Source organism: Sediminibacter sp. Hel_I_10, assembly GCF_000688335.1.
In the GTDB taxonomy this organism is placed as follows: domain Bacteria; phylum Bacteroidota; class Bacteroidia; order Flavobacteriales; family Flavobacteriaceae; genus Psychroserpens.
This window is the reverse complement of the sequence record NZ_JHZX01000001.1, coordinates 3,808,741-3,823,588: the sequence shown is the minus strand read 5'-3', so window position 1 is coordinate 3,823,588 and position 14,848 is coordinate 3,808,741. Positions and strand designations below refer to the sequence as shown.

The 14,848-nt window shown below is 37.4% G+C and carries 11 protein-coding genes and 1 pseudogene; 5 read left to right on the top strand and 7 right to left on the bottom strand.

Annotated features, from left to right (window positions below; translation table 11 throughout):
• Positions 1-31: 31 nt before the first annotated feature.
• The 3 genes from P176_RS0117265 to P176_RS0117255 form a co-directional block, all read right to left on the bottom strand.
• A complete protein-coding gene (locus tag P176_RS0117265; protein WP_026755874.1) occupies positions 32-1,291 on the bottom strand; it encodes an aminotransferase class I/II-fold pyridoxal phosphate-dependent enzyme in 1,260 nt (419 codons plus the stop codon).
• A gap of 154 nt (positions 1,292-1,445) precedes the next feature.
• Complete coding sequence (locus tag P176_RS0117260) at positions 1,446-2,483, bottom strand: PLP-dependent cysteine synthase family protein (protein ID WP_026755873.1); 1,038 nt, start codon at positions 2,481-2,483, stop codon at positions 1,446-1,448.
• A gap of 76 nt (positions 2,484-2,559) precedes the next feature.
• The gene (locus P176_RS0117255; RefSeq protein ID WP_026755872.1) at positions 2,560-4,620 is read right to left on the bottom strand and encodes an oligopeptidase B; all 2,061 of its coding nucleotides are present in this window, start codon (positions 4,618-4,620) and stop codon (positions 2,560-2,562) included.
• 63 nt (positions 4,621-4,683) lie between these two features.
• On the opposite strand from P176_RS0117255, the gene P176_RS0117250 reads away from it, so the two are divergent.
• From P176_RS0117250 to P176_RS0117235, 4 genes are all read left to right on the top strand, one after another.
• Positions 4,684-5,007, top strand: a complete 324-nt coding sequence (locus P176_RS0117250; RefSeq protein WP_026755871.1) for a YbaB/EbfC family nucleoid-associated protein — start codon at positions 4,684-4,686, stop codon at positions 5,005-5,007.
• A 234-nt stretch (positions 5,008-5,241) separates the two neighbouring features.
• Positions 5,242-6,681 (top strand): acetyl-CoA carboxylase biotin carboxylase subunit, encoded by a 1,440-nt coding sequence (gene accC / locus P176_RS0117245; protein WP_026755870.1) that lies wholly within the window; start codon positions 5,242-5,244, stop codon positions 6,679-6,681.
• A gap of 74 nt (positions 6,682-6,755) precedes the next feature.
• Complete coding sequence (locus P176_RS0117240; RefSeq protein WP_026755869.1) at positions 6,756-8,297, top strand: acyl-CoA carboxylase subunit beta; 1,542 nt, start codon at positions 6,756-6,758, stop codon at positions 8,295-8,297.
• 430 nt (positions 8,298-8,727) lie between these two features.
• Positions 8,728-9,936, top strand: coding sequence for a multidrug effflux MFS transporter (locus tag P176_RS0117235; protein ID WP_026755868.1), 1,209 nt, complete (start codon positions 8,728-8,730; stop codon positions 9,934-9,936).
• Here P176_RS0117235 and P176_RS0117230 read toward each other — a convergent pair whose 3' ends face one another.
• Positions 9,937-10,566: a MarC family NAAT transporter gene (locus tag P176_RS0117230; protein ID WP_026755867.1), complete on the bottom strand. Its 630-nt coding sequence runs from the start codon at positions 10,564-10,566 to the stop codon at positions 9,937-9,939. It abuts the gene before it with no gap.
• A 232-nt stretch (positions 10,567-10,798) separates the two neighbouring features.
• Between P176_RS0117230 and P176_RS0117225 the strand changes: the two genes are divergently transcribed.
• The gene (locus tag P176_RS0117225; RefSeq protein ID WP_026755866.1) at positions 10,799-11,494 is read left to right on the top strand and encodes a hypothetical protein; all 696 of its coding nucleotides are present in this window, start codon (positions 10,799-10,801) and stop codon (positions 11,492-11,494) included.
• 45 nt (positions 11,495-11,539) lie between these two features.
• On the opposite strand, the gene P176_RS0117220 is transcribed toward P176_RS0117225, so the two are convergent.
• From P176_RS0117220 to acs, 3 genes and pseudogenes are all read right to left on the bottom strand, one after another.
• Entirely contained in the window at positions 11,540-12,367 is an 828-nt protein-coding gene (locus tag P176_RS0117220; RefSeq protein ID WP_026755865.1) for an alpha/beta hydrolase, read from the bottom strand.
• A gap of 74 nt (positions 12,368-12,441) precedes the next feature.
• Entirely contained in the window at positions 12,442-12,627 is a 186-nt protein-coding gene (locus tag P176_RS0117215) for a CsbD family protein (RefSeq protein WP_026755864.1), read from the bottom strand.
• Positions 12,628-12,804: 177 nt separating this feature from the next.
• Positions 12,805-14,727 (bottom strand): annotated as a pseudogene (gene acs / locus P176_RS0117210) (acetate--CoA ligase); the annotation flags it as partial.
• Positions 14,728-14,848 lie beyond the last annotated feature (121 nt).

Sequence of the window (14,848 nt, the reverse complement as noted above, 5' to 3'; positions counted from 1 at the left end):
TCGGTTTTCTTTTTAATTATAATTTAAACTACTACTCCCTCATTGCAGCCATAACAGCAGCAGAAAGTCGCTTGTAAGTTCCATTCTCAAGACGCGTTCTAATTGCATCAAAAGCGTCTAAGGTTTCAGCTACATCTTGTAAGGTATGCGTAGCTGTAGGAATCATTCTTAGTAAAATTAACCCTTTAGGTATTACAGGATAAACTACTATAGAACAGAATATTCCATAATTTTCTCTAAGATCCCGAACCAAGGCCATAGCTTCTGGAATACTTCCTTTTAAATATACTGGTGTTACACAACTTTGCGTAGTTCCAATGTCAAAACCCCTATCTTTTAATCCAGATTGAAGTGCGTTTACATTTTCCCATAACTTTTCTTTAAGTTCTGGCATCGTTCTCAACATGTCCAAGCGCTTTAACGCTCCAACGGTCAATTGCATTTGCAACGATTTTGCAAACATCTGCGAACGTAAGTTATATTTTAAATAATCAATAATTTCTTTATCGCCTGCAATAAATGCACCTGTACTTGCTAAAGATTTCGCAAAGGTTGCAAAGTAAACATCAATATCGTCTTGTACACCTTGCTCTTCTCCAGCACCAGCACCTGTCTTACCAAGGGTCCCAAAACCATGCGCATCATCAACTAAAAATCTAAAATTAAATTTCTTTTTAAGCGCTACAATTTCCTTTAAACGACCTTGCTCACCTCGCATTCCAAAAACCCCTTCAGAGATCACTAAAATACCTCCTCCTGTCTGCTCTGCCATTTTAGTGGCACGCTCAAGATTTTTCTCTAAACTCTCAATATCATTGTGCTTGTAAGTAAAACGTTTTCCCATGTGGAGTCTTACACCATCAATGATACAGGCGTGAGAATCTACATCGTAAACAATAATATCATCTTTAGCCACTAAAGCGTCAATAGTAGACATGATACCTTGGTAACCAAAATTTAATAAGTAAGCGGCTTGCTTACTCACAAAACTAGCAAGTTCTTTTTGTAATTGCTCATGAAGGTCTGTATGTCCAGACATCATTCTTGCACCCATTGGGTATGCTGAGCCATATTGTGCAGCAGCTTCTGCATCTACCTTTCTCACTTCTGGGTGGTTCGCAAGTCCTAGATAATCATTGATACTCCAGGTAACGACCTCCTTTCCTTGAAATTTCATTCTATTGGATATTTGGCCCTCCAGTTTAGGAAAAACAAAGTAACCTTCTGCTTGAGAGGCCCATTTTCCTAAAGGCCCTTTATCTCTATAAATCTTTTCAAATAAATCCTTCATTAAAAGCTAGTTTTAGTCAAATTAGTTGCTACAAAATTAGTTATTATTATGGTGACCACATAATAATTTTATCAATCACAAATGATAGACATCAAAATACAAAAAATCCTATCGCAGTTAAACGCGATAGGATGTCTTAATCTTTAGATAATCATTATTTTATATACTGAATAGTTTCAGAGGCAATGGTCTTACTATCAAAAAAGCCTTGATCTTCCATCCACTTGTCGCTATAGACTTTGCTCATATATCGCGAACCGTGATCTGGGAAAATCACCACAATCTTGTCTCCTTCCTTAAATTCTCCTTCGGCATTTAATTGTTTTAACGCTTGCATCGCAGCACCACTTGTGTAACCCACAAACATACCTTCTGATCTAGAGACCTCTCTTGCTGTATGGGCACTCTCTTCATCGGTTACCTTAATAAATTTATCAATTAAATCAAAATCGGTAGCTGTTGGGATTAGGTTTTTACCTAAACCTTCAATGCGGTAAGGATAAATCTCTTTTTCATCAAACTCACGAGTCTCATGATATTTTTTTAATACAGATCCAAAAGCATCAACGCCTATCACTTTAACGTCTTTGTTTTGTTCTTTTAAATATTTAGCAATTCCAGATATTGTTCCTCCAGTACCACTACAAGCCACTAAATGCGTGATTTGCCCTTTGGTCTGCTCCCAAATTTCAGGACCAGTTGTTTGGTAATGCGCATCGATATTCAATTGGTTAAAATACTGATTGATGTATATTGACCCTTTGATTTCGCCATGTAAGCGCTTGGCTACTTGGTAATAAGAACGTGGATCATCTGCACTAACATTTGCCGGACAAACATAAACTTGAGCGCCCATGCTCTTTAACATGTCGATTTTATCTGCAGACGATTTTGAGCTCACCGCTAAAATACAATCATACCCCTTGATAATACTTACCATGGCAATACTAAAACCAGTGTTGCCCGAAGTCGTTTCAATAATGGTATCTCCTGGATTTAGGATGCCCTGCCTTTCAGCTTCTTCGATAATGTGTAGTGCAATTCTATCTTTTGACGAGTGACCTGGATTGAAAGCTTCTACCTTCGCGAAAAAATCGCCTTGAAATCCTTCGGTCATTTTGTTTAATTTGATAAGAGGGGTTTTACCAATTAATTGTAAAACGTTATCAAATACTTGAATGTCTTTTTCCATAAATGCTATTTATCGACTTCAAATCAAATAGAAATCTGAAGCCTAAAACCTTGCAAAATTAATACTTTTTTTTGAATTAGCCAGTAATTCCCTCTAAGTCGAGAAGAAATGCAAATTCTTGCGCATCTTCTTTCAAAGCCTCAAAACGCCCAGAAGCACCGCCGTGACCCGCATCCATGTTAGTTACGAGATAAAGCCTGTTAGTATCCTGTTTATAAGTTCTCAACTTAGCAACCCATTTCGCAGGCTCCCAATACTGCACTTGAGAGTCATGTAGTCCAGTTGTAACTAACAAATTTGGATAAGCTTGTTCTTTTACTTGATCGTATGGAGAATAGGATTTTATATATTCATAGTAAGACTTATCATTGGGATTTCCCCATTCGTCATACTCTCCAGTTGTTAAAGGAATAGAGTCGTCTAACATTGTGGTAACTACATCTACAAAAGGCACAGCCGCGATGACACCATTATATAAATGAGGGGCTTCATTAATGATGGCACCCATCAATAAACCTCCTGCACTCCCTCCCATAGCATAAAGGTGTGCTTCGGAAGTGTACCCCATATCAATCAAAAATCTTGAGCAATCAATAAAATCAGTAAACGTGTTTTTTTTGCTCAATAGCTTTCCATTTTCGTACCATTGGCGCCCTAAGTACTCCCCGCCTCTCACATGTGCGATCACATAAATAAAACCGCGGTCTAACAAACTTAAACGGATGGTAGAAAAATAGGGATCAATGGTAGAACCATAACTTCCGTAGGCATATTGTAACAAAGGCGTGTTTCCATCTAACTTAGCGTCCTTTCGCCTCACCAAAGACATCGGGATTTTAGTACCATCTCTAGACGTTGCCCAAAGACGCTCAGAAACATAATCATCCTTATTAAAATTAGGATCTAGTACTTCTTGCTCTTTCTTAATATCCTTTTCATGGGTTCTCATATTGAAATCGATAACCGATGACGGCGTCGTCATAGAATTATAGCCGTATCTTAAGATTTCAGTATCAAACTCAACGTTAGTTCCTGTATTGGCAGTATAAGTTTCATTGTCAAACGGTAAATAATAATCCTCCTTTTGGTCCCAACGTTTTACACGAATTTGATTCAAACCGTTACTGCGTTCACTGATCACCAAATACTCCTTGAATATTTCAATATCTTCAAGTAATACATTCTCTCTATGGGAAATGACCTCTGTCCAATGCTCAATTTCAGTGTCATCTTCAGACGTTTTCATGAGTTTGAAATTAATGGCTTTATCCAAATTGGTGAGAATATAAAATCGATCTTCATAATGTGCAATACTATACTCTAATCCCCTAACTCGTTTTTGAAATACTTTAAAATCAGCATTGGGCGTATTGGCATCTAATACATGAAACTCATTGGTCATTGTGCTGTAACAGGCGATAATGATGTATTTTCTAGATTTCGTTTTATAAACAGCAACACCAAACGTATCATCCGTTTCATGAAAAACTAAAGTATCATCATCACTCTTCTGCCCAATTTTATGCTTGTAAATTTTATCAGATCTCAGTGTTTTTTCATCCTTCTTAGTATAAAACAATGTATTATTGTCACTGGCCCAAGTTGAAGATCCTGTTGTGTTATCTATAACATCTGAAAAGACTTCGTTAGTAACTAAACTTTTAATTTGAAGTGTATACTGGCGTCTTCCAACAGTATCTAAACCAAAAGCAATCATAGAATTATCTGGGCTTACACTCAATCCCACCAATCTAAAGTAGCTATGACCTTCTGCCATCACATTGCAATCAAATAACAATTCTTCGGGAGCCTCTAGGTCTTCTTTTTTTCTCGCATAAATAGGATAATCCTTTCCCTTTTCATAACGAACAATGTACCAATACCCGTTGTATTTATAAGGCACCGACGAATCGTCCTCCTTAATTCTAGCTTTCATTTCTTCAAAAAGCACATTTTCAAAATCCTTGGTATGAGCAGTCTCCTGCTCGTAATACTCATTTTCGGCGTTTAAATAGTCCAAAACCTGTTGGTCTTCTCTTTGGTTTAGCCAAAAATAATTATCAATCCTAATGTCGTCATGTATTTCTAACGTCTTCGGAATTTGTCTTGCGATAGGTGCTGAAATGGTCTTCTTCATTTTTCTTTTTTATGGTGAGGCAATTTAGTAATTTTGCTTTGAACAATTTTAATTAGACATACGATGTTTGGAGATATGATGGGCATGATGGGTAAGCTCAAAGAAACCCAGAAAAAAGTAGAAGAAACTAAAGAACGCATGAATACCGTTCTTATCGATGAGTCGAGCAATGATGGTAAATTAAAAATTACGATTACCGCTAACCGAACTATTAAATCTATAGATGTGGATGATAGCCTTTTAGAAGATAAGGAAATGCTAGAAGATTATCTTATCCTTACCTTAAATAAGGCCATAGAACGTGCCACCACTATCAATGAAACAGAAGTTGCTGCCGCTGCTAAAGATGGCATGCCTAACATTCCTGGAATGGATATGTTTAAATAGATAACACTTTAAAATACGTCTTTCTTTTTAGCTGAAATGATAACAACAGCTTTCAAAGGATTACGCTTTAGAGGTACTGCAATTTCATTAAGCGACATGTTTTGGAAGTGTTAATACCAATTCCGAAATCGTTTTAGTTTGTTTTGTTTTCATTATTTTTGAAAATAAACTCATCCCTATCAGATGTTGAATAACACTTCAGCATCCTGAACTTTAGGGCATTCAATTTATAGCATGAAAAAAATACTTATTGCCAATCGAGGTGAAATCGCCATACGGGTTATGAAAACCGCGAAAAAAATGGGGATTAAGACCGTAGCGGTGTACTCAACGATTGACAGACAATCTCCACACGTCAAGTTTGCTGACGAAGCCGTTTTAATTGGAGAAGCCCCCTCAAATAAATCTTATTTATTAGGTGAGAAAATAATAGAAGTTGCAAAAAAAATGCATGTAGATGCTATACACCCAGGATATGGGTTTCTTAGTGAAAATGCTGATTTTGCAGAATTATGTGAAGCCAATCAAATCACTTTTATTGGTCCAAAGTCTAAAGCCATTAAAATCATGGGGAGTAAATTGGCAGCTAAAGAGGCGGTCAAAGCCTATGATATTCCTATGGTCCCAGGAACCGATGAAGCCATTACAGACATTCCGGAAGCAAAAAAAATAGCCAATGCCATTGGTTTTCCTATACTCATTAAAGCTTCTGCAGGAGGCGGTGGTAAAGGGATGCGTATTGTTGAAAATGCTAAGGAGTTTGAATCTCAAATGGACAGAGCTATTAGCGAAGCTATAAATGCATTTGGGGACGGCTCAGTATTTATAGAAAAATATGTAGCCACCCCCCGACACATTGAAATTCAAATCATGGCCGATACGCATGGTAATATTGTTCATCTTTTTGAGCGCGAATGCAGTATTCAAAGACGTCACCAAAAAGTTGTGGAAGAAGCACCATCTAGTGTTTTAACTTCAAGCTTGAGACAGAAAATGGGCGAAGCCGCAGTCAAGGTGGCCAAAGCTTGTGATTACATTGGTGCCGGAACGGTTGAATTTCTTTTAGATGAGCAACACAATTTCTACTTTCTCGAAATGAATACAAGGCTTCAAGTAGAGCATCCCGTTACAGAGTTGGTAACCAATACCGATTTAGTAGAACTTCAAATACAAGTAGCTCGCGGTGAGACCTTACCTTTCAAGCAGTCTGATTTAAAAATAACAGGCCATGCTCTAGAGTTAAGAGTCTATGCCGAAGATCCTCTCAATGATTTTTTACCGAGCGTGGGGCATCTAGATACCTATAAACTGCCTACAGGCAAAGGCATTAGAGTAGATAATGGTTTTGAACAAGGCATGGATATCCCCATTTATTATGATCCCATGCTCGCAAAATTAATCACCTACGGCAATACCAGAGAAGAAGCCATTGAATTGATGATAGAAGCCATTGCTGCTTATGAGATTGAAGGTGTAGAGACCACTTTACCCTTTGGAACCTACGTATGTGAGCATGACGCTTTCCGTAGTGGAAATTTTGACACCCATTTTGTCAAAAATCATTATGCTCCAGAAAAATTAATTGAACAACAAAAAAGCGAAGCCAGAATAGCGGCATTAATCGCCATAAAATCTCATATGGCTAAGCAAAAGTTGTTGCGTTTACCCGATTAATGTAGTTGGTAGTACACGCGTTAAATTAGCAAACCACACGATTTTAAACAATTGTGTTTCCTAGAAAATCGATTATGAAAGAAAAAATAGAAGATCTTAATAAGAGACTATCTTCCGCATATTTAGGCGGCGGACAAGCAAGAATTGATAAACAGCACGAAAAAAAGAAACTTACCGCTAGAGAGCGTGTTCTTTATCTTTTAGATGAAGGTTCTTTTGAAGAAATTGGTGCCTTGGTAACTCACCGTACCAAGAGTTTTGGTATGGATAAGCAGCAGTTTTATGGAGACGGTGTGGTTACTGGCTACGGTACAATTGACGGGCGACTCATCTATATTTTTGCTCAAGACTTCACGGTTTTTGGCGGCTCGCTTTCAGAGACCCATGCTGAAAAGATTTGTAAGGTGATGGATTTGGCGGTTAAAGTTGGTGCACCTATTATTGGGCTCAATGATTCTGGTGGTGCACGTATACAAGAAGGCGTTCGTTCTCTTGGAGGTTATGCCGACATTTTCTTTAGAAACGTACAGGCCTCTGGGGTTATTCCGCAATTATCTGCTATCATGGGGCCATGTGCAGGAGGTGCTGTATATTCTCCTGCCATGACCGATTTCACATTGATGGTTGAAAATACCAGTTACATGTTTGTTACAGGACCTAATGTGGTCAAAACGGTGACAAACGAAAATGTGACTTCAGAAGAGTTGGGAGGCGCTAGTACGCACTCCACAAAGTCTGGGGTAGCTCATAAAACTTCGGCAAATGACGTCATTTGTTTAGAAGATTTAAAACAACTACTGAGTTATCTCCCTCAAAATAACAAAGAAACTACAAAGGCTATTCCTTTTAAGCTAGGCGATGAACTTAGAGAATCACTTTCTGACATTATCCCAGCAAATACCAACCAACCTTACGACATGCACGAGGTTATTAAAGGCATTATTGATGCCGATTCTTTTTATGAAATCCATAAAGATCATGCCGAAAATATCATCGTAGGGTTTGCTAGGTTAGCAGGCAAAAGTATTGGTATAATTGCCAACCAACCCATGTACTTGGCAGGAGTTTTAGATGTCAATAGTGCGAAGAAAGCAGCACGTTTTGTTCGCTTTTGCGATGCTTTCAATATTCCATTATTGGTTTTAGAGGATGTTCCTGGATTTTTACCTGGTACAGACCAAGAGTGGAACGGCATTATTGTTCATGGTGCTAAACTGTTATATGCATTTAGTGAGGCGACCGTGCCAAGAGTCACAGTGATTACTAGAAAGGCTTATGGTGGCGCGTATGACGTTATGAACTCCAAACATATTGGTAGCGATATGAACTTTGCATGGCCAAGCGCAGAGATTGCTGTTATGGGTGCAAAAGGTGCTGCGGAAATCATCTTTAAAAAGGAAATTAATCAAGCAGAAGACAAAGATGCCAAATGGAAAGAAAAGGAAACTGAGTATGCCGAATTGTTTGCCAATCCTTACAGCGCTGCAGAACGCGGATTTATAGATGAAGTGATTTTACCAAAAGATACGAGAAGAAAATTGATTAAAGCGTTTTCGATGCTAGAGAACAAGGAGGTTTTGCGTCCAGAACGTAAACACGGTAACATCCCACTATAATTAGAGTATAAATTCTGAAAAGAGGTTTAGCCTAAACTCAATAAAAAATTATATATAACCCATTATCAGCACCTAAAAATTATCTTTAAAAAGCTATTATAAATAAATATTTATAATAGCTTTTTAAATCTCATATGTTAATCTACAAAATATAAGGTCGCATGATAATGTTAGTATCACTGTCTGTCAATAAAACATCTTATAATTAAAAATCTGACGATACGGTATTACATTGGTATTTTAAATTCACTCTCAAAAGCGTCGCTTAGATCTTTATTCTCAGACTGGCATTTCTAAATATAAACCAGCATTTAAAGCCAATAAAATCATTAATTATAAGCCTTAATGCCTGTGTTAGAGCAAACATTATGATCGATATTGTTCATATTTCAAACCGTTAAAATAAAATCATTTAAGTTACTTTTGCATTATGGAAAAGAACCCAAAGTTCAAATACGAGTTTGTAGCATTAATGGCCTCTTTAATGTCAATAGTGGCATTATCTATTGATGCTTTGCTCCCTGCATTACCAGACATTAGCAGAGACTTAGGGGTTACCGTAATTAGTGATCGTCAATTATTGATTACCATGATCTTTTTAGGTATTGGTTTTGGACAGCTTATATTTGGTCCTTTATCAGATAGTTGGGGCAGAAAACCTATGGTTTATATTGGTTTTGCGATTTTTTTGATCTCAAGTATTGTTTGCGTTACGACCAATAATTTTGAAATTATGATTGTAGCCCGCGTCTTTCAGGGAATTGGTCTTTCCTCTCCAAGAACTATGGCCATTGCTATGACACGAGATTCTTACAGTGGCGATTTTATGGCAAAGATCATCTCTATCATTGTAATGTTCTTTATTTTGGTACCTATAGTGGCCCCTACTTACGGACAGTTTTTAATGAATATTTTTGATTGGAAAGCCATCTTTAACGTTAACCTCATCATCGGTACGCTTATCGTCATCTGGTTTTGGCTACGGCAGCCCGAAACTTTAGTTAGCGCTAAACGGGTAAAATTTAGACCTCGCATATTCTTAACGGGAACCAAAGAGTTTTTAAAATACAAAGATGCGGTTGCCTTCACTTTAATGAGTGGCTTTATCACAGGATCTTTTATGGTGTATTTGAGTACGTCTCAGCAGATTTTTCAAGTACAATATGATTTAGGAGAACTCTTTCCATACATCTTTGCGAGTACTGCTTTTTCCGTAGGTTTTGCAACGTTTGCCAACAGCCAATTGGTCATGCGGTTTGGGTCTTTTAATATCGCTTACGCCGCTACTATTGGGTATGCTGCCATATCCATATTATATGTGTTGATCTACAGTTCTGGAGATAATCCACCCATTGAAATTTTAATAACTTTTTTTCTGCTTCAGTTTTTCTGCGTTGGGTTTCTCTTCGGAAACTTACGATCTCTAGCTATGGAGCCTTTAGGTCATATAGCCGGTATTGGCGCAGCTATTAATGGTTTTGTCTCTACCGTGATGGCAGTTCCAATAGCAAATTTTATAGGAGGTTTTGTTAAAACGTCTGTACTCCCATTGTTTATTGGATTTTCAGTATTTGGAGTATTATCTTTAGTAACATTATTAGCCTTAAAAAATCACCATAGACGATCGTTGAAGGCCTAATCATAGAAATCGCTCTACAATTTCTACTACTGAGGAAATAATATATTCAACCCCAATAGCAATTACAATAAACCCAATAATTCTTGAGAGTCCGTTGATACCCGAAGCTCCTAGTATTTTCACAATAAGGTGAGCGCTCTTCAATATTAAATAAATACAACCGGTAACTACAATCATAGCTACAAGTATGGTGACGATTTCAATACTGGTTTGATACTCCTGATTATAGGCGATCAATAAGGAAATGGTTCCAGGGCCAGCTAACATAGGTATTGCCAAAGGCGTTAAAGAAATAGAATCTCTTGTATGAATGTCTTTTTGAACACGATCTCGTTTCATCCCCTTATGCTCGCGAAATTTACCAGTGAGCAACGCAAATCCGGATGAGGCGATAATTAAACCTCCAGCAATTTTGAGTGCGTTAAGGCTAATGCCAAAAAAACTCAAAATATACTTACCTAAAAAAAATGATAGCAAAAGCACTACAAATACATCTATTGCCGTCCAAAATGCAATGACTGCCCGTTCTTTTTTTGTAGCATCTGTAGTCAATCCCACAAACACAGGTACGGTTCCGAGAGGGTTCATAATCGAAAACAAAGCTCCGAAACTGATTAAAAATAATTCCATTGGTTTTTTTTGCAAAGACCAACTATTTAAAGAAGTTAAAAGTTAACCAAGGTTTAAAAAATGGTTAACCAAACTCAAAATTTCCGAAAATTTTTAAGTTAAAATATCATTATAAATTAACCTATGAAAGCTTGTGTTTTCAGACCTCTTTTCTATTATTAAAATTTTCAAATCACAAACAACTAATTAATATTTATTAACTTAGATAAAGCTAAAAGCACCCTTTAAGTTTATGCAAGATCAACCGCTTCATATTTCAGATTATAGAATACGAAAACTCATAGGCGCATTGGGACTATGTCTGCCTATTATATTGCCTATTGCCATAGGAGAGTTCTTGTCTTCTCTAAGTCATTATTACTATGCTACACTATCCTCATTGTTTTTCATAATCATACTGTCTGCTTTCGCTTTATTTTTAATTTCATACAAAGGGTACAAGAAAGATGTGGAGACAGAGCAAATTAGCGATGACTTTTTAACTAATATTGGCGGATTTGCCGCACTCATCGTGGTATTTATACCTACAGTTTGTGAGGGCAGCACAAGTATAGCAATCGATCAGCTGTGTATCACAAAACACTATCCGCTATTTGGTCATGATCATGCTACATTTAGAACCATACATTTAGTGAGTGCAGGTGTTTTTATATTATGTATGGGCTGGATGTCAAAATATAAATTTACTAGAGGACATAAAGATTTACACAATTCCATTTACAAAATCTGCGGTAACGTGGTGTTTGTATCCGTTGCACTCTTAATTGTTGGCATCCTTCTAGAAAGGAAAAACATCAATTTTTTAATCAATGATTTTTACGTCTATATCTTTGAAACCATAGCTGTTATTGCCTTTGGTGTATCGTGGTTGGTAAAAGGAGAAGCTTTAGAAAACATTACTGCTTTTAAAGATAAGATGATGACGTAAAGTGTTATCAACAGTATCAAAACTTCCTGACTTATGAAGTCATGCTTAGTGCTTCTCTTTAAAAATAAAATCTAAAACCTCATCATAGCGATTGCTCCAAGGCCAGAAATACTGCGTCATCATGGGGACGTGTTTCTTATTGAGATAAATTGGCGTCACGTCAGGCTGGTACTCTTGAAGTGCATTGAGAAATGTTGCGTTTTGTCTAATTATACTTTCATAGGATTTTGTTCCAACGTAAATCATAAATGGCGGCATCTCTTCAGAAAGGTGATATACAGGAGACGCTTGCTTCCATAATTCAGGATTCGTCGTCCAAGTAGAACGATAGTTGTTTGCGATTGTTGGAGGATGTTCCTGTAAATAAGTATACATATCTAAACCAGCAGCATCGTTTAAAATCACACCTTTAATAGCTTTCGGATTATCAAGGTATTTTGGATTGGTACATACCAATGCTATCAAATGGCCACCTGCCGAATGCCCCATAAGGTAAATTTGCGCTGGATCTCCGCCATATTCTGAAATATGATCCCTGGTCCAAATAAAAGCCTGTGCAACTTGAGAAGCCATAGTATCAAAATTAGCCTGAGGGCTTAAGGTATAACTGGGAATAACAGTAATGACATCATGTTTAGCCAAATTTCTTCCTAAAAAACCATAGGTGTTTTTATTTCCAGAATTCCAGTTACCGCCATGAACAAAAATCACCACTGGACGTTTTGATTCTAGATCCCTAGGTTCAAATACATTTAGCTTCAAGTCCTCTTGAGGTGCTTCGGTATTTAAGTAAGCAATATTCTTATGCTTTTGAGAGGCACAACTACATAGCACTAACGCCATTAAAAGAATCATTATACGTATTGATCTCATTTTTAATTTTTATTTGATGAAACAAAAAAGCGCTCCTTTGTAGGGAGCGCTTTTCTCAATCGAAACTGAAAATTCTACCAGTTATCGATTTCTTTTTTAACGTCTTCTTTAGACTTACCATATTTCTCTTGCATCTTGCCGGCAAGCTTATCCATGTTGCCTTCTGCTTCTGCATACTCGTCATCAGTGATCTTACCATATTTCTTTTTGAAATCACCTTTAATCTGTTTCCATTTTCCTTCAAATTGATCGCTATTCATAATGTTTTCGTTTTAAAATTAATAATACTTAAAGATACATTCAATACCATCTATCGCTTGTTGCAATAAATGGGATCCTTAACTCATTTCAAATTAAAACTTTCATAAATGTTTATCATATGGTGATCCAAATACCCCTTCTACTGCTATAAGTGAGAAAATCGTATAACAAATGAATTATTGTGCATTGTTGATAATATCATCTACAACCTCTGGATTTAACAGTGTGCTTATATCTCCGAGATTACCGGTATCATGTTGGGCGATCTTTCTTAAGATGCGTCTCATAATTTTACCGCTTCTTGTTTTTGGAAGCCCTTTTGTAAATTGAATTTTATCCAACTTAGCAATAGGCCCTACCTGCTCTGTAATAATTTGATTGATTTCCTTTCTCAAATTGTCATGGTTTCGTGTTTCGCCCGTATCCTTCAACGTCACAAAACCATAAAGCGCATTACCTTTAATATCATGCGGAAAACCAACAATGGCACTTTCTGATATGGCAGGATGTTCATTTACGGCATCTTCAATAGGCGCTGTTCCCAAGTTATGACCAGAAACAATAATCACATCATCTACACGACCTGTAATTCTGTAATATCCTACTTCATCTCTTAGCGCACCGTCACCGGTAAAATACATGTTCTTGAAGGCAGAGAAATAAGTATCTCTATAACGTTCATGATTGCCCCAAATGGTTCGAGCCATACTTGGCCATGGATATTTTATACAAAGACGTCCGTCTACCTGGTTCCCGTGAATTTCAGCACCCTCTTGATCCATCAATGCAGGTTGAATGCCTATAAAGGGCAGTGTGGCATAAGTTGGTTTTGTAGGTGTTGCAAATGGAATCGGTGTAATCATGATGCCTCCCGTTTCCGTCTGCCACCAGGTATCTACAATAGGAGCCTTTCTTTTGCCCACATTATCATCATACCAATGCCATGCCTCTTCATTAATGGGTTCTCCAACAGTACCCAAAACTTTTAGAGAACTTAAATCATGTGCCTCTAAGTGAGAAACACCTTCTTTAGCCAATGCTCTAATTGCGGTTGGTGCCGTGTAAAATTGAGTGACTTTATGTTTAGCCACAATCTCCCAGAAACGTCCAAAATCCGGATAACTTGGCACACCTTCAAACATAACGCTTGTTGCGCCATTACACAAGGGGCCGTATACAATATAACTATGTCCCGTAATCCAACCAATGTCTGCGGTACACCAATAGACATCGTTTTCTCGATATTGAAATACATTTTTAAACGTGTAAGCCGCATAGATCATATATCCCGCTATGGAGTGTACCATCCCTTTTGGTTTACCTGTAGATCCTGAGGTATATAGTATAAATAAAGGGTCTTCGGCATCCATGACTTCTGCAGTTCCTTCTGGCGAGGCATCATCTAGCAGCGGTTGTAGCCATAAGTCACGACCATTTTTCATGGATATTTCTGCGGAAATACGCTTAACCACTAAAACGGTTTCTACATTAGGGCACTCCTTTAAAGCGTCATCTACAATCCCTTTTAAATCTATGGTCTTGGCACCTCTATAGCCACCATCACTTGTAATCACCATTTTACAGTCTGAATCCTTAATACGGCTTGACAAAGCGTTGGCCGAAAATCCTGCAAATACTACTGAATGTATGGCACCAATTCTCGCACAAGCTAAAACTGAAATGGCCAATTCTGGAATCATTGGTAAATAGATACAGACCCTATCCCCTTTTTTCACCCCTTTACCCTTAAGTACGTTTGCCATTTTATTGACACGTTCATACAACTGTCTGTAGGTGATATGCTCTGCCGCCTCATTGGGGTCATTAGGTTCAAAGAGTATCGCTGTTTTCTCGCCTCTAGTCGCCAAGTGTCTATCAATACAATTCTCTGTGATGTTAAGCTTTGCACCTTCAAACCATTTCACTTCAGGTTTTGTAAAATCCCATTGAAGCACCTTGTCCCATTTTTTTCTCCATAAGAAGTGTTCTTCTGCAATCTCTTCCCAAAACAGTTCTGGATTTTCTATAGATTTACGATATACTTGGTAATATTCTTCTAAATGTTTGATGTGGTAGTTACTCATGTGTTTTGTTTTCTTCCGAAGGTTTCGGTTTTTGTTCGCACCTCAATTTAATAAATTCTAATGAAGGCTTGTGATTTCTAAAGAAAATCAATCTAAAAATTTCGGTATTACAACCGAAACCTTATTTTAGCAGTCC

Excerpts from the sequence above, each read along its gene's own strand:
- P176_RS0117255 (WP_026755872.1), bottom strand. The coding sequence starts at position 4,620 with ATGAAGAAGACCATTTCAGCACCTATCGCAAGACAAATTCCGAAGACG.
- P176_RS0117215 (WP_026755864.1), bottom strand. The coding sequence starts at position 12,627 with ATGAATAGCGATCAATTTGAAGGAAAATGGAAACAGATTAAAGGTGAT.
- P176_RS0117220 (WP_026755865.1), bottom strand. The coding sequence starts at position 12,367 with ATGAGATCAATACGTATAATGATTCTTTTAATGGCGTTAGTGCTATGT.
- P176_RS0117225 (WP_026755866.1), top strand. The coding sequence starts at position 10,799 with ATGCAAGATCAACCGCTTCATATTTCAGATTATAGAATACGAAAACTC.
- P176_RS0117240 (WP_026755869.1), top strand. The coding sequence starts at position 6,756 with ATGAAAGAAAAAATAGAAGATCTTAATAAGAGACTATCTTCCGCATAT.
- P176_RS0117265 (WP_026755874.1), bottom strand. The coding sequence starts at position 1,291 with ATGAAGGATTTATTTGAAAAGATTTATAGAGATAAAGGGCCTTTAGGA.
- P176_RS0117230 (WP_026755867.1), bottom strand. The coding sequence starts at position 10,566 with ATGGAATTATTTTTAATCAGTTTCGGAGCTTTGTTTTCGATTATGAAC.
- P176_RS0117260 (WP_026755873.1), bottom strand. The coding sequence starts at position 2,483 with ATGGAAAAAGACATTCAAGTATTTGATAACGTTTTACAATTAATTGGT.
- P176_RS0117235 (WP_026755868.1), top strand. The coding sequence starts at position 8,728 with ATGGAAAAGAACCCAAAGTTCAAATACGAGTTTGTAGCATTAATGGCC.
- P176_RS0117250 (WP_026755871.1), top strand. The coding sequence starts at position 4,684 with ATGTTTGGAGATATGATGGGCATGATGGGTAAGCTCAAAGAAACCCAG.
- accC (WP_026755870.1), top strand. The coding sequence starts at position 5,242 with ATGAAAAAAATACTTATTGCCAATCGAGGTGAAATCGCCATACGGGTT.